The organism is Leptolyngbya sp. CCNP1308, from assembly GCF_034932455.1.
GTDB lineage: Bacteria > Cyanobacteriota > Cyanobacteriia > Phormidesmidales > Phormidesmidaceae > Nodosilinea.
Map to the genome: position 1 here is coordinate 47,261 of NZ_JAYGIH010000110.1, position 19,330 is coordinate 66,590.

At 52.3% G+C, this 19,330-nt stretch carries 22 protein-coding genes; 4 read left to right on the top strand and 18 right to left on the bottom strand.

Translation table 11 applies throughout. The annotated features are described in order from the left end of the window. The 12 genes from VB780_RS28645 to map all read right to left on the bottom strand — a co-directional run bounded on the left by VB780_RS28645 (position 1) and on the right by map (position 8,874). Positions 1-618 carry a helix-turn-helix domain-containing protein gene (locus VB780_RS28645; RefSeq protein ID WP_323354604.1) on the bottom strand — a complete coding sequence of 206 codons (618 nt, stop codon included), beginning with the start codon at positions 616-618 and terminating at the stop codon, positions 1-3. 353 nt (positions 619-971) lie between these two features. Then, positions 972-1,097, bottom strand: a complete 126-nt coding sequence (locus tag VB780_RS28650; protein ID WP_416349273.1) for an SDR family NAD(P)-dependent oxidoreductase — start codon at positions 1,095-1,097, stop codon at positions 972-974. Between the two features lie 15 nt (positions 1,098-1,112). Then, a complete protein-coding gene (locus VB780_RS28655; protein WP_323354605.1) occupies positions 1,113-1,565 on the bottom strand; it encodes a hypothetical protein in 453 nt (150 codons plus the stop codon). Positions 1,566-1,764: 199 nt separating this feature from the next. Next, positions 1,765-1,989, bottom strand: a complete 225-nt coding sequence (locus tag VB780_RS31535) for a helix-turn-helix transcriptional regulator (protein ID WP_416349274.1) — start codon at positions 1,987-1,989, stop codon at positions 1,765-1,767. A gap of 126 nt (positions 1,990-2,115) precedes the next feature. Continuing rightward, a complete protein-coding gene (locus VB780_RS28660) occupies positions 2,116-2,877 on the bottom strand; it encodes an SDR family NAD(P)-dependent oxidoreductase (protein ID WP_323354606.1) in 762 nt (253 codons plus the stop codon). A gap of 181 nt (positions 2,878-3,058) precedes the next feature. Then, positions 3,059-3,946 (bottom strand): AraC family transcriptional regulator, encoded by an 888-nt coding sequence (locus VB780_RS28665; RefSeq protein WP_323354607.1) that lies wholly within the window; start codon positions 3,944-3,946, stop codon positions 3,059-3,061. Between the two features lie 178 nt (positions 3,947-4,124). Further along, a complete protein-coding gene (locus tag VB780_RS28670) occupies positions 4,125-4,328 on the bottom strand; it encodes a hypothetical protein (protein WP_323354608.1) in 204 nt (67 codons plus the stop codon). Between the two features lie 47 nt (positions 4,329-4,375). Continuing rightward, on the bottom strand, positions 4,376-4,699 hold the full coding sequence (locus tag VB780_RS28675; protein WP_323354609.1) for an SDR family oxidoreductase: 324 nt from the start codon (positions 4,697-4,699) through the stop codon (positions 4,376-4,378). 31 nt (positions 4,700-4,730) lie between these two features. Continuing rightward, positions 4,731-5,609, bottom strand: coding sequence for an NmrA family NAD(P)-binding protein (locus VB780_RS28680; RefSeq protein ID WP_323354610.1), 879 nt, complete (start codon positions 5,607-5,609; stop codon positions 4,731-4,733). 492 nt (positions 5,610-6,101) lie between these two features. Beyond that, the gene (locus VB780_RS28685; protein WP_323354611.1) at positions 6,102-6,590 is read right to left on the bottom strand and encodes a ketosteroid isomerase; all 489 of its coding nucleotides are present in this window, start codon (positions 6,588-6,590) and stop codon (positions 6,102-6,104) included. Positions 6,591-6,645: 55 nt separating this feature from the next. Further along, complete coding sequence (locus VB780_RS28690; RefSeq protein WP_323354612.1) at positions 6,646-7,380, bottom strand: SDR family oxidoreductase; 735 nt, start codon at positions 7,378-7,380, stop codon at positions 6,646-6,648. Positions 7,381-8,049: 669 nt separating this feature from the next. Next, on the bottom strand, positions 8,050-8,874 hold the full coding sequence (map, locus tag VB780_RS28695) for a type I methionyl aminopeptidase (protein WP_323354613.1): 825 nt from the start codon (positions 8,872-8,874) through the stop codon (positions 8,050-8,052). Positions 8,875-8,977: 103 nt separating this feature from the next. Between map and VB780_RS28700 the strand changes: the two genes are divergently transcribed. Beyond that, the gene (locus tag VB780_RS28700) at positions 8,978-9,175 is read left to right on the top strand and encodes a ribbon-helix-helix domain-containing protein (RefSeq protein ID WP_323354614.1); all 198 of its coding nucleotides are present in this window, start codon (positions 8,978-8,980) and stop codon (positions 9,173-9,175) included. Positions 9,176-9,845: 670 nt separating this feature from the next. Here VB780_RS28700 and mobF read toward each other — a convergent pair. Both mobF and VB780_RS28710 read right to left on the bottom strand, forming a co-directional pair. Next, positions 9,846-12,539, bottom strand: coding sequence for a MobF family relaxase (gene mobF, locus VB780_RS28705; RefSeq protein ID WP_323354615.1), 2,694 nt, complete (start codon positions 12,537-12,539; stop codon positions 9,846-9,848). A 10-nt stretch (positions 12,540-12,549) separates the two neighbouring features. Next, positions 12,550-12,867: a hypothetical protein gene (locus VB780_RS28710; protein WP_323354616.1), complete on the bottom strand. Its 318-nt coding sequence runs from the start codon at positions 12,865-12,867 to the stop codon at positions 12,550-12,552. A 605-nt stretch (positions 12,868-13,472) separates the two neighbouring features. Between VB780_RS28710 and VB780_RS28715 the strand changes: the two genes are divergently transcribed. From VB780_RS28715 to VB780_RS28725, 3 genes are read left to right on the top strand one after another with little or no spacing between them, the layout of a single operon-like run. Further along, a complete protein-coding gene (locus VB780_RS28715) occupies positions 13,473-14,606 on the top strand; it encodes a ParM/StbA family protein (RefSeq protein ID WP_323354617.1) in 1,134 nt (377 codons plus the stop codon). A 44-nt stretch (positions 14,607-14,650) separates the two neighbouring features. Next, complete coding sequence (locus VB780_RS28720) at positions 14,651-15,139, top strand: hypothetical protein (protein ID WP_323354618.1); 489 nt, start codon at positions 14,651-14,653, stop codon at positions 15,137-15,139. Continuing rightward, positions 15,136-15,513, top strand: a complete 378-nt coding sequence (locus tag VB780_RS28725; protein WP_323354619.1) for a hypothetical protein — start codon at positions 15,136-15,138, stop codon at positions 15,511-15,513. Before VB780_RS28720 ends, VB780_RS28725 begins: the two co-directional genes overlap by 4 nt. A gap of 40 nt (positions 15,514-15,553) precedes the next feature. On the opposite strand, the gene VB780_RS28730 is transcribed toward VB780_RS28725, so the two are convergent. From VB780_RS28730 to VB780_RS28745, 4 genes are all read right to left on the bottom strand, one after another. Next, positions 15,554-15,751, bottom strand: coding sequence for a hypothetical protein (locus tag VB780_RS28730; RefSeq protein ID WP_323354620.1), 198 nt, complete (start codon positions 15,749-15,751; stop codon positions 15,554-15,556). Between the two features lie 587 nt (positions 15,752-16,338). Then, complete coding sequence (locus VB780_RS28735) at positions 16,339-18,426, bottom strand: heavy metal translocating P-type ATPase (protein WP_323354621.1); 2,088 nt, start codon at positions 18,424-18,426, stop codon at positions 16,339-16,341. Between the two features lie 70 nt (positions 18,427-18,496). Then, on the bottom strand, positions 18,497-18,814 hold the full coding sequence (locus VB780_RS28740; RefSeq protein ID WP_323354622.1) for an HPF/RaiA family ribosome-associated protein: 318 nt from the start codon (positions 18,812-18,814) through the stop codon (positions 18,497-18,499). 66 nt (positions 18,815-18,880) lie between these two features. Beyond that, complete coding sequence (locus tag VB780_RS28745) at positions 18,881-19,327, bottom strand: pyridoxamine 5'-phosphate oxidase family protein (RefSeq protein WP_323354623.1); 447 nt, start codon at positions 19,325-19,327, stop codon at positions 18,881-18,883. Positions 19,328-19,330: the final 3 nt, after the last annotated feature.

Sequence of the window (19,330 nt, forward strand, 5' to 3'; positions counted from 1 at the left end):
TTAAGGATCGACAGGATCGCCGACCGCCCCACCTGTAGCTGTATGCACGGCGCGGGCCATCTGCGCAAGCGTGTTGCCAAGCGAGGTGGGATCGACTCCTGCTATCAGAGCCGCACTGATGTCTTCACTGATAACGCGCACGACTGCGGTGGCTGCTGCGGCGTGCAGCCGCACCTCAATATCGTCAGGCGATCGCCGCAGGCGATCTGCGAAGATTTCGACCAGAGCGTGCTCTATTCGGTCGTTGGTCATCAGCCAGGCCGTGCGCAGATCCGGCTCTTTTTCGGCCAGCACAGTCATCTTGATCACAGCCTGATCAAAGGACTGCTGATCGGGATCTTTAGTCCGATTCTTCGCCCACTCCATGAGGTGATCTTCAAGGGAGACATCCCGAGGCCAGCAGCGCAATAGCGCCACAAACTCCTCGCCATCCTGCGCCAAGACCGGCTCTACACAGCTCTCCTTGTTGCGGAAGTACCGCCAGAGGGTACGCACCGAGAGACCTACCGCTTCTGCGATCTGCTCGCCAGTCGTGGCAGCGACGCCCTGCTCCCAGAACAACCGCGCCGCCTCCCGCGAAATCTCCAGACGTATCCGCTGCTGCCGCTGCTCACTCATCCTCCCTGATTTGCGCCTGTTCTTCGTCATACCGTTGGTACCGTCACTCCCCACGACAGTCTTCTTTCAAAGTCTGTCACTAAGTGACACAGTAGCGCTAAATGACACTGAGTGACAAGCGGATGCTTTGCCAACTAGCACATCTCATTTAGGCAAATAGCCATTCAGGCTTTGGAACTACCGATAAGGGAATGACATTTGAAAGCCCCCGTTATAGTCGGCAGGGGTGAAGGTGCTCCTGCCGAATGCCACTACATTCGGGACTGCTTTCTGGACAGATTGTCTTTGTCTTGGCTCACTTGGGTGTAGTGCGTTCCAATGCTCAACTTCTTTCAGATTCTTACGGTTAGTTATCAGATTCTTCTGGGGCTAACGAATCTGTCTGGGAGTCGCGCCCCTAACAAAACCCGTAAACCCTGATGAGCCAGCAATCTAACAGTTGCTTCACCAATACCGCTGCTGGCTCCAGTAATCGCAATAACTTTGTTCTTGACCTACGGAAGAATGCCGTCTTTTTGTAATTGCTTCTGAAGCGTTTTCGGCAGGCTCTTAATGTTGCAATGTCTTGGAGAACTACCCTCATAGCGCCAGGACTGAATTTCACTAGAGCGATCAAACTCGACATTGATCTCACAGAAATCACGATCGACAATCGTGTTGCCTCCGCTAATTATCGTAGTTGTCTCGCCCTGATCGTTCTGAAACTCATTCACAGAGGTTGGCTGATTAAACTCCCGTTCTCGATCCGTTCTGTAGGAATAGATTGTGTTCCCGTTGGGTAACGTAAGTGTTGTCGTGGGTGTACCATATCTGCGAACAAACTCATTGATATCCCGACCAATCCAACTGTTCATTGTGCTATCCAGTTGTTCTTTCGCTCGTTGATCATCGCACCCGAACAAGCTCACGCTTGCTAAAATTAGCAGCATCGAAATCCAAGTCTTCATATTCATTCCTCTGTGTTGAAAGGTCTTAATGTGCGATCGTTCACTTCAGTCGCAGTAAAGCTAGGTCAAAGGACTCAATCGATTATTCGTGCAATCGTTTGAAAGGAAAGTCAATTGTGTTGTTTCATCTGAAGTATACTGAGGTTCAACGCTTGATTTCTTTCAGATTCTTATGGCGGCTTGTAAGATTCTTAAGGTGTTAGTGAACCTGTTTTGGCGTCATTCCAGTGAATCGCTTGAACTGTTGCGTCAGATGATTTTGACTGGAGAAGCCAACTTGTAGAGCGATGTCGGAGATCGCTAAATCTGTTTTCGACAGCATTAATTTTGTTTGTTCTACGCGCTGCTGAATCACGTACTGATGGCAGGACTGATTCATCTCCTCAAACCCTTGCCTGATCTTCGTATCTATGTTTTGCCGCAGTAGAGCACAAGTAGACCTGTGTAAACTTCGCGCTTTGAGGCTCTATAAGCAGTTCAATCTGAAACTGATTCAGAGCATCAGTTAATTGGCTAACATGATTTGTCTACCGATCGAAGTTGATTTGAGCTATAGGGACTGCCCCCCGGAGACTTCGATTCTCTGCCCAGTAATCCATCGATTCTCTTCCGACAGCAACAGCGCGATCGCCCCTCCAATATCATCGGGTTCACCCACCCGACCTAAAGCAGTTTGGGACGCGATGTACTTATTAATCTCTGGATTGTCCCGCACAACGCTGTCCTCGGTGGCGATCGCTCCTGGAGCGACTACATTCACTGTGATTTGCCGCTGTCCTAGTTCCTTCGCTAAGGAGCGAGTCAGAACCTCGATCGCACCCTTTGTGCTGGCATAGATCGCTCGTCCTGGGCTGATGGTGCGGGTCAGAAACGATGAAAAATTCACAATTCGTCCACCATCTTTGAGCAATGGCAGCAACTTCTGAGTGAGAAAGAATACACCTTTAAAGTTAACGTTGAATATTCGATCAAATTCTTCCTCTGTTGTTTCTGCAAACAGTGAACCGCCACTAATTCCAGCGTTATTGATGAGGAAATCGAATTGCTCGATGCCCCAAGTGTTTTGCAGGGCTTGCTTGACTTGTATCACAAACGCATCAAGGGTTTCGACGCTGCCGATATCGAGCTGCAAGGCCACGGCTTTATTACCCATTGCCTCAATTTCAGAAACAACGGATTTTGCTTCCGCCTCACCGTTGAGATAGGTCACAATTACGCCCACTCCTTTCTTTGCCACTGCCAAAGCAGTATTTTTCCCCAGTCCTCGACTCGCTCCTGTCACTAGAGCAATTCTGGGTTTATCTTGTGTCATTACCTTATTTCTCCAATCAAAGACGATCAAGCGCACTCGTAGGTAGAATTAATGGAGATATTAATTCTGCCGTTCTATCTATTCCGAGTGTTTTAAATGTACTGAGTTTTTGTGCTTGACTTCTTTCAGATTCTTAGCCTAATTTGTCAGATTCTTAGCCTAATTTGTCAGATTCTTCCTGTTAGCGTACCTGCTTCGGTGTCATGCCAGTAAATCGCTTAAACTGTTGTGTCAAATGGCTTTGGCTAGAGAAACCGACTTGTAAAGCAATATCTGCGATCGCCAGATCCGTTTTTAACAGCATCAATTTCGCCTGTTCCACGCGCTGTCGAATCACATACTTGTGGGGCGAAATTCCCATTTCCTGCTTAAACAAACTCGCAAAGTAAGTTGGGCTAATGTTAACAACACCAGCCAGTTCAGCCAGGGATAAATCTCGATCTAGGGAGGTGTGAATATAATCGATCGCCTGCTGCAACTGGATACGAGTAAAGCTGTTATTTTGGGATGCGATCGGTTTCGTTAGGTTTGAATAGTTCCGCAGTAAATGAATCACTAAAATTTGAGTGAGTGATTCGACATAAAGTTTCCCCATCATCCCATGCGATCGCAACTCAGCCAATATCAGCATGCCAATCTGGTGAAGTTGAAGATCTTGCTGACCAAAACAATGTATAAACTCGAACCGGCTTGAATCTATATCAGAGGCTTCAGCAACCTGTTGAATCAGTTCTGGTTTTAAGCAAATGAATAGTGGAGAGCAGGTGATACCACTTTTATCTTGACACCAGTAGCTTGGCTGTCCAGCTGGAATAAAGAGATTGTCCCCTTCCTGAAGGATCGATTCATGCTGTCGATCGTCCCGTTTTTGAATTATATGAGTAGGATTCCCTAGGTGTAAGCTGAGCCAGTGGTCTGAAAGGGCTGGGAGTTCTACCTCATAGGTTGAAGCAGGACTTTGACACTGCTCCACCAAAATGCCACTCCAGTTCATTTGACGACTGGAGATCATCAGTGGTTTCTTGAACCGTTGGCTGAGTTCAAACGAGTTGAGCTGGTGGCTAGCCATAGAGCTTGCTCTCACTGATTGCTTGGAACTACGAAATCAACACTTTCCAGCCCGGTTATGGCGCAGTAAAAGCGTTCATCAGTCAGAGACACAAAAGAGTGACTGAAGCATAGAACCACAGGCCAGCGATCAATGCCTCTCTCCTTAGGTAGACTTTGCCAACTCATCCAGGGGTCGATCATTCAGCAGAACTGTTCCCATCTGCTAGTTCTATGTCATCGCTTTCATTAGCTTGTACTAGATAGGATTGTTTCAGCAATTCAGCAACTTCTTGCGCGATCGCAATCAGGGCATCATTCACTTGAGAGTCACAGAGATAATCAGGTTGAGGTGTAATCTTATACTCAGAATCATTCTTGCATTGTGATACTGAACGCTTCATGGGATCATTCTCGATGAAATGCTGATTTGTAACTGCTTACGTCTTGTTCAAGCAGCTATGCCGCCATCAATTTTGAGGCTCGCACCCGTGACAAAAGCGGCTTCAGGGCCGGTGAGATAAGAAACCATGCCAGCCACCTCGTTGTCCTGTCCATAGCGACCAAGAGCAATCATGTTAGTGATTTCTTTAGCAGAGTCCCCATCTGCGGGATTCATATCGGTATCGATCGGACCCGGTTGAATATTGTTGACCGTGATGCCGCGAGTCCCCAAATCGCGGGCGAGGCCACGGGTAAAACTAGCGATCGCCGCGCCTAAACCGCGTGAACCGCCCGTAACCAGGGCAACTTTGCCTGCAAGTGTTGTCGTCAAGATGGACTCCTTTGGGTGTGAAATTGTTGACTCAAGCTTGTGCTTCGATCAGTTTGCTGACGACATCTGAAAGCAGTGTTTGCCCCCTGACTGTTTGAATATGGCTTCCCCCTTCAAAAACAATGTGACCAGAATTAAAGCCGCGCATCATCTCGCTGTAACTGTTGACGGCTTCAGGCGAAAAGCCGAATCCGGACATTGTTGCCTGCCACTCGCTTTCGGGGACAGCGACAGCCTGTACGTCGCGTCCGAGAACGGCGGCAAAAGCGGCGGCGACATCGTTTGGCGAATAATCTGCTGCGCCGTGCAGTTCGATGATGCGTTTGCCCGTCCAGTCTGCGGTCATCGCTTGGGCAACGGCACGTCCGATATCGGCAGCGCACACCATCGGAATCTTGCGCTCAAGCGGCGTATAGAAGCTCGGCAAAATGCCTTGCTCAGCGGCAACCTTCACCACGCTGCCCCAGTTTCCCAAAAATGCTGATGCTCGCAAAAAAGCAACAGGGATTTTCAAATCGCCAAAAATTGTCTCTAAAATATGCGTCGTAAAAATGTTTTCCGTGCCCGAGGCGTGTTGTGAGCCGATCGAAGACAGCAATACGACTTTCTGCACGCCAGAATTTTTGATGGCGGTAACGTAACGTTCACCGATTCCTTTCGCCACCGCGAACATATCGGCGACGTTGTATGCAGGCGGATTCATCACATAAACAGCGTCTGCGTTCCGCATCGCATGGGTCATCGCTGCTAAATCGCTTAGGTCTGCAAAAGTAACGTCTGCGCCTCTCGCCCGCCAACCAGCGGCGGTTTTGTCCGATCGCAAAACGACACGCACCAACCGATTTTTCTCAAGCAAAGCATCAGCAACCGCAGAACCCGTCTGTCCAGTCGCACCGAAAACTACATTCACAAGATTTTCCTCTTAACTCATGATTATCCGCGTCATTGGAGCGTCTCTTTTCACCTCTCACGTTTGGCAAGATGAGGATTACGGTCATTTCGATCAGGCGAACAGAGCGGTTGGGAGAGATGGGGTGGGTGTGATCGCCGGGTTGTACCCGCAAAACCGTCATCTCTCGGCTAAAGTTCGCGTTTTGCTGATGTTTATGGCTGAACTGAGCACCGTACTAAAGCGAGTCGATATGGTGGACTGAAGACTTGAATAAGTCAGTGACGAGACAGAGTGATGTCATCCGATGTCTACATCATCTGGCAGACCGAGTGGACAATCACTTCATTAACATCAACTGTCATGAATAATCTAGCCTAGGTAGGCCCAGCGATGAGCCAAAACTTGTGGCACCCGCTTGGCTTCCCAGGAAGCCCCTGCGAGTCTATTGCGTTGGGACGATGAGTACCTCTTCTAGCTCCTCAGGTGTAATTCCACAATTTAATTCATTGGTTACCTAGCTTCTATTTCCAAAACTTTTTCAAAAGCTGGCATGTCCAAGAATGCGGTAACTTCAATCACTTCTTCATCCTCGAAAGTGAAAAACCAGGCATAGCTGTTCCTATGCTGTTCTCCATTAATCAAGGCTGTTTCAGCATCAAAATGAATGATAACAACGTCACCATCTTCATAAACTTGCCACTGTGTTGGCCTTAAAGGCTCCTCTAAGCGCTCATTAAAAGGCGCAATCAGCTCTTCTTCAAAAGTCTCGCGTGTGTAAGTGCCGGCATATGTATTAAAGCCACTAATCGTCCAGCGCATATCCTCTGATAAAAGCTCGAAAGGAGAGCCGGTACCATCTTGCCATTGCTGAAAACTCGCCTCGACAACGGCCTTTTTACTTGGTGCCGATGTTTCATTGTGAACAGAAGCTTGTCCGACAGCGTTACAGCCTACCGTGAGAATAAGCGCCATAACAGCTAAAAAATGAAATGGTTTCATTACGACAATGTCTTTTGTGTTGGTGATAACGCTCCTATGCTTTGACCGACTCCCTTCAGAACGCACTGGCCGTCGGGCGGACTATGATTTCATTCATGTCAACATCATCGGGTTGGGATACGGCGTACAGCACCGCTCTCGCGATCGCCTCTGGGCTGAGCGAAATTTTGCGAAATTCCTGCAAAGCACCTTTCGCCGACTCGTCTGTAATATCAGAGCCCAGCTCCGTCTCAACGACACCCGGAGAGATGGTGGTAACACGAATGTTTTGTGATTCCTGTCGCAGCCCTTCAGAAATTGCCCAAACCGCATACTTGGTTGCACAGTAAACTGCCGCATTAGGTACTACCACATGAGCCCCAATCGATGCGGTATTGATGAACTGCCCGCCACCTTGCGCTTCCATAATCGGTAGCCCCGCTGCGATACCATTCAATACGCCCCGGATATTCACATTGATCATGTTGTCCCATTCCTCGATTTTCAGGGCATTCATCGGTGATAGGGGCATTACGCCTGCATTGTTAAAAATGACATCGACGCGACCAAATTTGGCTTTGGCAAACTCCACAAATGCTTTTACATCGTCGCGATCGGTGACATCGACCGCTTTGAACTCTGCTGTGCCACCGGATGCATGAATCTCCTCGACTAGCTTTTCTAGCTTATTTGTCCGCCGTGCTCCCAAAACGACTTTTGCGCCATTTTGGGCAAGCAGCTTCGCGGTGGCTTCACCGATACCGCTACTGGCTCCAGTAATGACGATTACTTTGTCTTCTACATTCAACATGGTAAGGTTTCCTTTTTTTTGAGTTTCCTTGTGTTTTAGTCAGTGTGAATTAAAGGAACATGCCGCCAGAGACTTCAATCCTCTGAGCATTTACCCAGCGGTTATCTCCGGAAAGTAAAGATGCGATACCTTCGGTAAGCTTCGCTAACGCCCTGCTAATATCATCGGGAAGACCCACGCAACCTGACGCAGTTTTCGAATCGATGAAAGTGTAACTAACTTGAGTGTAATGAGTTCAAATATTCAAGTTCTTTCAGATTCTTCTTGTGATTTATCAGATTCTTATGATATTTTCAAAAGTCTTCGAAAACTTTCAAATACAGGTAGCCGCTCATCAGGCGCGATTTTATTGGAAAGTGTCTGTTGGCTTCTTTTACGGCTTCAACCGACCATTGGCAAAGGCTTTCGAGACTCAACCAGAGCTGGTAAGTTTGCTCTCAAAAGTCCGCTGTAATGGCTGTTCATGCCAATCGTCCATGATGCTGTCGCGCCACCCCCAATGATAAAAGCTTAGGGAAAGGGCTAGATAGGCCAAGGGACCTGGTCCCTTGACGATGATGTTAAAAGTCGGCTATCCCCATAAGGACCGGATTCCTGAGCAGCGGTTTATTTTTAGAGCAGTATTGTGCTTCTCTCGCAAAGAATAAATAAGGAGTGGTGTCTTGAAATTCAAGGCAGAGTCAGAATTTCTACTCCTTCCACAGTCACAGCAACGGTATGCTCAAACTGAGCAGAGAGTTTTTTGTCTTTCGTAATCGCAGTCCAACCATCCGCGAGGAATTTAAGCTCATGAGTCCCTTCGTTTAGCATCGGTTCAACCGTAAAAACCATTCCTGGACGCAGTTTCAACCCGCTGCCTCGTTTGCCATAGTGAGGAATTTGCAGCTCTGTATGCATTTGTTTGCCTATGCCATGCCCAACCATATCTCGAACGATTGAGAACCCCTTTGCCTCGGCATAGGCTTGAATTGCAGCGCCAATATCACCAATTCTTGCCCCCGGCTTGATTTCAGCAATGCCTTGCATCATCGATGCTTGAGTGGCTTCAACAAGTTTTCGGGCTTTTGCGGATACATTGCCAACCAGGAATGTTTTAGACGTGTCGCCATGATAACCGTCTAGGCGTGGCGTTACATCGATGTTGATGATATCTCCGTCTTTGAGAATCTGCTTTGGATTCGGAATTCCGTGACAAACCACTTCATTAATGCTGGTGCAAATTGAGCCGGTAAAGGGGGAATGACCAGGGGGTGCGTAGCCAAGGGTGGCACTGGTTGCCCCATGGGCTTGCATCCAATGCGCTGCCTCATCGTTTAAAGCTTGCGTACTCACCCCAGGTTGCACCATTGATTCCAGATGCTTGAGGAGGTTCGCAGCAAGCTGTCCAACCCGCCGCATCTTGCCTAATTCTCTACTCGAGAGCAAGACGAGGCCTGGAGTGCCCTGGGGTTGGACAAAATCTCCGGCGATCGAGAGCAAATTCTGACGGTTCATAGTTAAAGCCTTGATTACTCATGCTATGCCACGCTAGCACAGCACGGCATAGCATGACACGCGCTGGGCTATTACTGGTATCTTGGAAGCAAGGAAACCAGAAGTGAAACTCAAAATGGGCGGCAAAACAGATTTGGAGCGAGTGGTTGCTTACGTTTCTCCAGAGTTAAAGCAAGAACTGGAGGAGTGGGCACAGGCAGATGAACGATCTGTCTCTTGGTTGGTTGCAAAATTAATTGATAAGTCTTTGCAAGAACGCCGAAAACAGCGAAGCGCTTCGGAAGTAGTTAATATGCGCTGAAATTAGAGTTCTTGTAGAGTAGGCTGCTCGCATTGTACTTACATTGACTTAGCTCTCAAGCGGGGCAGGCCTGCTGATTGACAAAAAAGGCCACTCGAGGGCTGACCTCCTTCAGCATCTGCCGTCGCACAGTGTACTCGACGTCTTATGGCTATCGAGCCCCTCTCGGTCACTATTGCTGTATGGGCTTCCAAGTGCTTTTGGTCTTCAGTTGTCATAGTGAGTCATTCCTGGGGCTACCCTTCCACTCTCCCCATCAATACGGTTTTCACAAAAGTGGGATGCTCCCGGTCGCTATGACATAGACGCGGTGACCCCGCACCCAACGCTTGCCCTAGAGGAAGCAATGCTCGCTCACTTCCAAATTAGCAAAGCCCCGTTCACCTGTCTGACGACGTTTGCCCGAGCGAGAGCTGATCCAGTCGCTATGGCGCAGCCTGAGACAAAAGGGAATGGCCTTGAGTAACAGCAAGAAGCCATACCACTTCCGACCTACAAACTCTCGGTCGCCTGTAAAGCAATGAATTTGGGTGTTAGGAAAGAGTTGCCCGAAGGACATGGTAATTCCAGATCGCCTCCTCACCACTCACCTTATCAAATCCCCAGCTGGTAAAGCTTTCTGCTCCCCTTACTCCGTTTTTGTTCCTGTACCTTGGCTTGGGCCAATCCCTTATCGTTCAAAGCTTCTATCCTGTCTGACAGAACTGCCGCTATGACTTGCGTGAGCCGAGTTTACCTGTCGATTGACTATGGTAACTAAATCGCCCCAATTCTTTGGTAGTGCCCGATCAGCGAGTTGAAATCTGCCACTACTGACACCTGTAACTTCCCCAGGGTTTTCCTTCGTCCGAGATCGCTCCACCCGCTCAATCAGCCGATCCAAATCTTCCGAGGCATACAGCCGCAGCTCCCGTTTCACCCGGCTTACCGCTACATAAAAGCTCTCCCGCGCCACATAGCGATCCAACGCCCCAATCACCCGCTCCGCCGACTTGCCCTGAGCGGCATAGGTGGTGCTCACCAGCGCATAATCCAGATGCGCCAGCTCCGAACTCTCGAAGCATCCCACCGCCCCCCGGCCCCAGCGAATCATTACCTGCCCATCTTCCAAGCCCACCACCTCAAACTCCTGGCCATTGCGCCGCCCCAGAGTATAGTCATTGCGCGTCCACCGCAGGCGATCGCCCACCGCAATCTCCATCTCCTCCACCTCATAGACCGACTTCCGCCCAATCTGAGCTGGATCCACCTGCAACGCTGCCCCGGATTGCCCTCGCAGCATCAGCCCATTGCTGTAGTTATCCGTCGTCAGCACCTCGTAGCGCTGCCCCTTTTCTATCCCCAGCCGCTTATAGCTGGCCTGGGGAATCAGTACATTCCCCGGCTGAAAATGGTGGGCATAGCCCGCCTGGGTCTCCGTCAAATCCCTCGCTTTCAGCCGCTTCACCGTCAAACTCTGGCCCAAGGTTCCTTCTGCCTTCAGGCCCTCTCGCACTAACTGGGTGATTGCCAGCCGTTCCTGGTTGGTGCCTGCCAAGAGCAAGGTCTTATTTCGCTCCTCTGGGGCCAGGGCAAGATAGTCGCGGGCGATCGCTGCCGCCCTCGCCTCCTGACTACTCACCTGCTGAATGTAGGGCTTCAACTGCCGCACCCCCGCCGCAATCTCCCCAGCGGCAATCAAGTCAACCCCCGCCTTAATCTGCTGATTCTTTTGTCGCAGCGACTGGGTGAGGTAGGCCGTTGCCATCCCCGCCTGCTGCAAACTCTTGAACGGGTTCCCCGCCTCCACCGCCGACAGCTGCCGGGTATCTCCCACCAAAACCACTCGGGCCTGCTGCGCCTGGGCCTTAGTCACTAGGGCCAGCGCATCCTTAGCACTCAAGAGCCCGGCCTCGTCTACCACCCAAACCTCGGGCTGAGCCGGGTTGGGTTCCACCGGTTGAGCACACAGCCACGCCGCCACCGTTTCCACCGGCTGAATCTGGGCCGAGTCGCCCAACGACTTCGCCGCCTCTGCACTGGGGGCAAAGCCCCGCACGGTGTAGCCCTGGAACTCCGCAATCTGACGAAACTGATTTAGGGCGTAGCTCTTCCCCGCCCCGGCGACCCCCTGCCAGGCGATGACGCGATCGCGGGTGGTAGCCGCCAACATCACGCCCTGCACCTGCCCCTCGGTCAGCCCCTGATCGCGCAGATGTGCTTCTACCAGTGTCGGAGTGGCAATACTCCCCACATCCCCCCGACCATCCAATACCGTGCGAATGGTTTCTAACTCCCGCAGCACCGCCGTCTGAGTGGTCAGTCGCTGGTCATGGGTGTGAATCACCTCCGGATCGGTATCCAATGTCTGCTGCACCTCATCAAAGCGCTGCTGTCCTAGATGGTTTTCCAGGGCAAACCGCTCCACTTGCTCGCGATGGAACACTGCCTCCCGCTCAGCGCAGTGGGTGAGTCCGGCTTGGGTGGCTCGCTTTGGGTGGCTTTGCCAATCCATCAGCTGGGGTTGGGGGTGCTCCAGCTTCAGCGCCTGGGCCTGCTGCTGCCAGTAGGTGCGCAGCTCTTCTCTGGGAATTTCTTTGCCCTTAGGGGCTCGGGTCATCAACGTTGCTAGCTCTCGCTCCTGGGCCGTCGCGTTCTCCTCCACCGCCGCCAGAATCTGCTCCCGCCGCTTGGAAAAGGTCTGGAGGTCGTCGGGTTGATACCCCTTGAGTTCAAACTGACCATTGGCTCTGGGCTCAATGCCGTAGCCCAGGCGCTGCACCTCCACTGCCAACTCGTTCTGATAAATCATCCCCAACAGCTTTTGCTGCTTGAAGAGGATGTCATTGTGGAGCGACTGCCAGCGGCCATTGTCTAGCTGAGTGGCATTGATCACCACGCAATGGGTGTGCAGCTGCGGATCTTTCTCGCGGGAGGTGTCGTGGTGGAACTGGGCGACGATCAGGTTGCCGGTGCTAATGGCCTGCCTGCCCTCTGGAGTCCGCACCCGTGTTTGGGCATAGCGCTCCTCGATGATGGACAGAGTGCGCACCACCGCTGTGCGATGGGCCTGTTCTATCGCGTCATTGCCGCCCACCAAGGCCGCCAGGCTAATGCTCTTCGGCGCACTGAAGGTTAAATCCAGCCCGGCCCGATGACGCTCCGGGTCGATCTTTCGACCCGATAGGGTTTGGTGCCCCTGGGGATGGGAGCCATGGAGCAGATTCTTGAAGTCGCCCCCCTGCACCTGGCTCGCTAGCCCCAGGCTCTTAGCCCCCTGGCCCCACCAACCGGAGTGGGCCTGGTTCTCTTCGCTGGTGTAGTAGTTCTCGGCGGTGTAGTAGGTCTCGCCCTGGTTGGCGCTGATCACCGTCAGGCTGAGCATGGCTGACCTCCTAGTCCTCTACCAATCCCTGGCGCTTGCGGATTTCCTGAATCAGCGCCTTGCGATTTTCCAGTGCTTGCGGCCCTCGGGCATTGGCCTGCTCCAGGGCGATGGTCTCCATCAAAATCTGAAGCCCCTGAAACTGCACTTGCAGCAGCTCCATTCGGGCCTTGAGGTCATCCACCTGTCGCTCCAGTTCGCGGCGCTGCTGACCATCGCGCATCATCAGGCGAATGATGCTGGCGGCGGGTAGGCCCAGCCGATTAGCCTCTTTTTCGACAATCGCTGCCTCTTCAAGGGGCAGCGAGACGCTAAATCCTTTACCCATGAGCTTTTCCGTGAATTCGTCAGTGATTCGTAAACGACCGGCCATTGGCTCCCATGACTGGAACCCCTGCTAATGCTGGGTTTCAGCAACCCCCTGGCCCAGGGCTGGGCGTGGTGTGTGAAACGCGGAGCTACGAAACGCAGTGGAGTGGCGTAGCCCCCAGGGCAGCCCATCAGGCTTTTGCCGGGGCATTCCCTGGGGAGAATACAAGGGGCAATACTCTCTGTTTTAGCCCACAGAAAATGTCAGTTCTGTTCAGTTCAGAGAGCCGCAAAGTTTGTTTTTATTCATCAATCTATTGATTGGAATCTGCACTCTATAAAAGGAGAAGTCGTGATTAAGTCGTTATCAAGTCGTGAATGATTGGGTAATTCCAGGTTTGCCCCGAATTCAGGGCAGGCAAGTCGTTATCAAGTCGTGAATAAGTCGTGATTAGAATTCACCAGTCATCAAAACGATGATGGATTTTGCTGAAAATAACAATTCAGTCGTTATTAAGTCGTGAATAAAAACGACAACTCAGAATACAGATATCCATTAACAGAATTGAAGGCCCTCTTTGCTCTTCAGGATGTTGATTAAACGCTGTCATTGGCATTCAAACTATGACCCAAATCATCCAGACCTATATCGACATGGGCAGCTCTGCCACCAAGTGTCTCTACTGGCAGGGCCAGCCCTACCTGCTGCACCTCGCCCCCCAGGTAGCTCGGTTAAACCCCGCTCGCCTCGACCGGCTGATGCTGGGTGGGCTGACCAGCCAAGAACCCGAGGACAGTGCCTATGTGATGGTGGGCAATAGTGCCTATGCCATTGGGGCGTTAGCGATCGCCCAAAAAGGTGACTCGGGTCTCGCTCTGCCCAAGCGCGATCGCGCCGTCTACAAAATTCTCGCCACTCTTGGCGTCATCGCTGAGAAAACTCTGGCAGCTCAGGACTCCGACAGCACAGGGTGTAAGTTCACCGCTCAACTGGGTCTGCTGCTTCCGCTGGAAGAATATTGGCAAGACCGCAAGGAACTGAAGGCTCAGATTCTGGGGGCCATTTCAGACTTCAGCTTTCGAGGCCGAGCTTTGTTTGGGCAGCTAGAGCGCATCGAGATGCAGCCGGAGGGGGCCGGGCTTTACCTGGCCAAGGGTTTGCAGCTGGCTCGCGCGGGGGTAGGGATTCGCGATTCTACCGTCGTTGTCCTCATGTTTGGCCACCGCAATCTCTCTATCCTCACCTTTGAGAAGGGCAGCACGCCCCAGGAAACTAACAGCACCTCCCAGGGCCCAGGGTTCGTGGAATACCTAAAGCAGTGTGCCACCGAGCTGCCGGGAGTTGCCCCCGATGATCCGGCTCTGCTGGAAGCGGTTTTGCAGGGGCATCCCACCTTTCACGTCCCAGGCCGCAAGGAAGCCCTCGACCTGGCTAAGGCTTGTAGCTATGCCCGTGAGTTCTATCTGGATCGGGTGAATCAGTTTCTGGTGGAGTGGCTGCCCTCCGCTGAGGTGGAGGTGATTGTCGGCGGGGGTGCCGCCTACTTTATTCGGCCAGAACTGGAACAGTTTTTTGACCAGCGCGGGCTTACCCAGCAGATCACCTGGGCTGAAGCCCTACGACAGGAGATGACCGACGTGCTGCGAGGCCAGGAGGGTACGGCTGAACCCGACTTGATCACCAGCGTCCGCTGGGCCGATGTCTATGGGTTGTTCAAAACGTTTATGTACAGCGCCAATCCAACCCAAACTCGCTAGCGCCACACTCTCTTTAATCGCAGCAAAGATAAGGACTCAGAAGCATGACCCAAACCTCAGAAACAAAGGCTCGAATTCAGTACTCCAGCCGAGATGAGCTGGATATTGCAGTGATCGGATACTGCCGGGGGCGATCGCGCCATGACCTCCATGCCCGTATGCGATCGGCCCTGAATGGCTGCTATGGCCCGTTTGCGATGGCAGCGGTTCAAGCCCCCAAAGATGAGATCCGGCGGCAGGCCGTGCGATCAATTCAGCAATTGACGACTCAGATTCTAGAAATCAAGGAGCGGTTTCTCCCAGAACTGGAAGCCTTAGATGATTCGATAAGGCCACCCAAGACCGCTCTCCCACTGGTTAAGCCATCCTCACGACATCTACCATCAGCCGATAGCTCCACGGCATCCATCTCAGCAGAACCCATCAAAACCCTGCCCGACCAAGGGCTGGTGGATCAGCCGCTGCGGGAGTTCTTGGGCGACGATGCCGCCATCATGGCGGGGCTCAATCCCTTCATCAATGACCTGACGTGACTCCGCCGCGCCCCAGAACACCGATCCCTGTTGACCGCCAGACCCAGGAGCAGATCGCGGGGACAGCGGTGCTGCTGCTGGAGCGGTTTTGCCAGGGGCAGCATCGGGGGCAGCGGGTGTTTGAGGGCAAGCAGTTCTACACGATTGTGGAGCGGGGGCGCGATCTGAATATCGAGTTTAGGGGCGATGCCTACCACCTGCCGGAGACAATTCTCACGTTGCGGACACACCGGCAGGGTAGGCAGACGTTTTACGAAATTGAGTCTTGGTTGACTCAGGCAGATGTGCAGCGGTTTGCCCTGATTCGACAGGAGCTACAGCAAGACCAGCAACACTTCAACCTGAGTAAGGGCAAGGAGCTAAATGAAGTATGAGCTATCTGGCCCATCTGTACCTGCTTCAGCCTTGAGGCGATTAACTCAACTCCTCCAACTGATCGAGGTTGAACTTTTGGATGATCTCTTGTTGCTCTGTCTCAGCCAGCCAATGATCTATGGCTTCATTGGCGATCGCATTCACTGAGGAGTCTTTAATACCTGCGATCGCCTTCAGCAGACGATCCTTATCCTCGGTGATATAGACCCTGATCTGTGGCTTAGCTGGCTTAGGCACTGGTGCTCTGTCTTTAAGGCTGCTTCCCTATGTTGATAGTTTACTCAACACAAATCTAGGGATATTGCCTTGTAAAGGCAATTGCCTTATGATGAAGCCATGATTGTCATGCACGCTCTGGCGAACCCAGGGGAGGCGTGCTGCTAGCGGAGAACATCATGATTACCCTAACCACCGACGAAGTTGTCCTAATTAGAGCGATTTTGACAGCTCTGAGGGGCATAAAAGTCCGAGATATCGACAGAGCATTGGTTATCCTCAGCAAAAATGACCCTTCCCGAGGAGAAGACGCTGATCAGTCGAGTCCGCCAAAAAAGGCTTAGCTGGAATGGTTTTGGGCAAGTTCCAGTCATGATTGATGGTGAACTGGCTGAGTATGAGGCCGCTCGGTCGAGTTCGATTTCGAACCTTCGATAATCAGGCCGTCGAGATCTTCTTACAGTGTGCAGCGCTCAATCGTATGGTCTAACTGGCAAAGCCCGATAGCTATGCGGTTGAGCCTTAGTTCAATGGCCTTGTGAGGGAATTGCTGACGCTTAAACTATTCAGGCAACAAAGCCGCGTTAACCGGTCATTCGTACGACAGGTCATGATGCATCGTGTAAACGAACGCGGCGGAGCAGCATGGCATTGATTGACACCACCACAGTCGAAACGCTCATCAACCCGGCCCCCACCGCTGGCGATAGGAGGAAGCCAAAGGGGGCGGCCACTCCGGCGGCTAAGGGAATGCCAATGACGTTGTACCCAGTGGCCCAAAACAAATTTTGAATCATTTTGTTGTAGGTGGCTTTGGCGAGTTTGAGGGCGTAGGTGGCATCGAGCGGGTCACTTTTGACCAAGACTAAATCCGCTGACTCGATCGCCACATTAGTGCCTGCACCGATCGCCAATCCTAAATCTGCCTCAGCTAAGGCTGGGGCGTCGTTGATGCCATCACCCACAAAGGCGGTGGGCTGCTCGGCCTTGAGTTTACGAATCAAAGCAGCTTTGTCTTGGGGTAGCACGCGGGCGTAGTAGCGATCAATGTGCAACTCCTCAGCCACGGTTTTAGCGACGGCTTCGGCATCGCCGGTAATCATCACCACTTGCACGCCCATGGTCTGTAGATTTTTCACCGCTTCTCGGGCTGAGGCGCGCACCTGATCGGCTAGCCCAAAAACCGCCAGCACCTGCTGGTCGTCCATCAGGGCGATCGCGCTTTCACCTCGGGCTTCAGCTTCGTGCAGCCCCGCTTGCAGAGATGACGAGAACTGCAACTGCAACAATTCGGCCCACTCAGGCCGACCCACGCGGTATCGCTGTTGGTTGACCACGCCTTCTACCCCCTGTCCGGGTGTGGCCTTGAAGTCGCTGGCTAGGGATAACTGGCGATCGCGGCTCTCGGCCTCTGCCACAATGGCAGCTCCGAGGGGATGCTCCGAGAGAGATTCTAGCGAGGCGGCGATTACCAGGGCTTTTAGCTCATCAATGCCGTCGGCGTAAATGCGCTGCACGCCAAACTTACCCTGGGTCAGAGTGCCGGTCTTGTCAAAGGCAATGGTTTTAATGCCCCGCGCCCGCTCAAAGGCATCGCGGTTGCGCACCAAAATGCCGTTTTTGGCCGCCATAGAGGTGGCGTTGATAATCACGAGGGGAATGGCTAGCCCCAGGGCATGGGGGCAGGTAATGACCAACACCGTCACCGCTCGATTGATCGCAAAGGTCAGCCCGCTGTTGCCCAGCGACACCCACAGGATAAAGGTCAGGGTGGCCACTGAGATTGCCCCATAGGTCAGCCACCCAGCCAGCTGATCGGCCAGAGTTTGATACTGACTTTTAGAGGCCTGCGCTTCCTTAACCAGGCGCATAATCTGGCTCAGAGTGGTTTGGTCGCCAGTGCGTGTCACCTGGATGGTCAACGCCCCCTCTCCATTCACAGCTCCAGCGACGATTTCATCGCCGACCTGTTTCACCACTGGGCGCGACTCTCCGGTTAAAAAGGCTTCGTTGACGCTGGAGTTGCCGTCGAGCACTGTGCCATCGATGGGCACCTGTTCACCGGGGCGAATCAGAATCAGATCGTCCTCCGCCAGGGCACTCACCGACACATCTTCGATCTGCCCATTGACCTGCTGGTGAGCGACGGACGGCACCAGGTTGGCCAAGTGTTCTAGGGCGCGGCTGGCCCCCTGTACAGAGGCCATTTCTATCCAGTGGCCGAGCAGCATAATCACCACCAGGGTGGCCAGCTCCCAGTAGAACGAATTGCCTTCTAAGCCCAGGGACACTGCTACGCTGTAGACAAAGGCTACGGTGATGGCCAGTGCCACCAGAGTCATCATGCCAATTTTGTTTTGCAGCTCATGCCAAGCGCCCTTGAGAAATACCCAGCCGCCGTAAAAATAAATCACGGTGGAGAGAATAGGCGTCACCCAATTTGAACCAGGAAACTGAATAGCCTGATAGCTAAACCACTGCTGAAACGAGGGTGAAAAATAGAGCACGGGCAGGGTGAGCCCCAGGCAAATTAAGAAGCGCCGCTTAAACATGGCGGGGCTGTGGCCAGCATGTTTATCGTGCCCCTTGCCGTGCCCCTTCACCTGAGCTTGGTTCGGCTCATGGTGGGATTGGTGGCTATCTTGAGCCTCTGAGGCAGGGTATGTTTGCCCAGTCTGCTGGCGCTTGTGGTCCATCTCTAGATCCTGTGAATGAATGGAATGGCTCAGGAAAATTCCTTAATGATTTGAGTTTTGGGGTTGGCTGTTAGCGATCGCTCAATCGTCCCAGGGTAGTATCCAGCAAATGTTTCATTTTCTCCGCCGCACCACTGAGAGACTGCTCTACGGTCGCCGCCTGATCGCTCACCGAAATCGGCTGATGGTTGGCAAGACGAGCTTCGATTAAACAGCGTTTATCATGGGCACCAAACTTCTCATCACTGTTCTCATCGCTGAGGTGAACTTCCACTCGGGTAATATGCTGACTGAAGCGGTCTAGGGTGTCTCTGATGGCATATCCAACCTGTTCCGCGATCACCTGGTTACCTTCGATATTACTATCGGTGTTGATTTGAACCTGCATGTCTTTATCCTTTGGTAATATTGATAGTCCTCACTAATGGAGCCGTAGTACTCAATTCGATAGCTGCTAGCTGCTGACGCCCTCAGTCGTTCGTCCAGCCATTTCGCTATGGTGAATCTGGTAAAGCGCCATTTCTTCTGCCCGCCCCCAAGCGTCAATCCAGGTGCGGTTAATGGCAGGCGACAGGGCTGGGTTGTGTGTTTTGACAAATTCCATCACGCGATCAATATCGGCCTGTTTAGTGATGTGCTCGGCTCGCCCCATCACCGTAACGCTGCGCCAGTGATTGAGAGTGTTGACATCTTCAACCTGTAGGCAGACCTCTGGATTGACATCCATATACTTAGTTTTCATCCCCACTGTGGTGAAGATATAAATTGCTGGATCGTCAAAATAATAGTGCATTGGCACAACGTAAGGATGCCCGTCAAGGGCGCAGCCCAGATGTCCATGCCCTACTTTTCGCAGCAGTTTATGGATCTCTATTGTGCTCATCTCATCGATATCTAACATGGC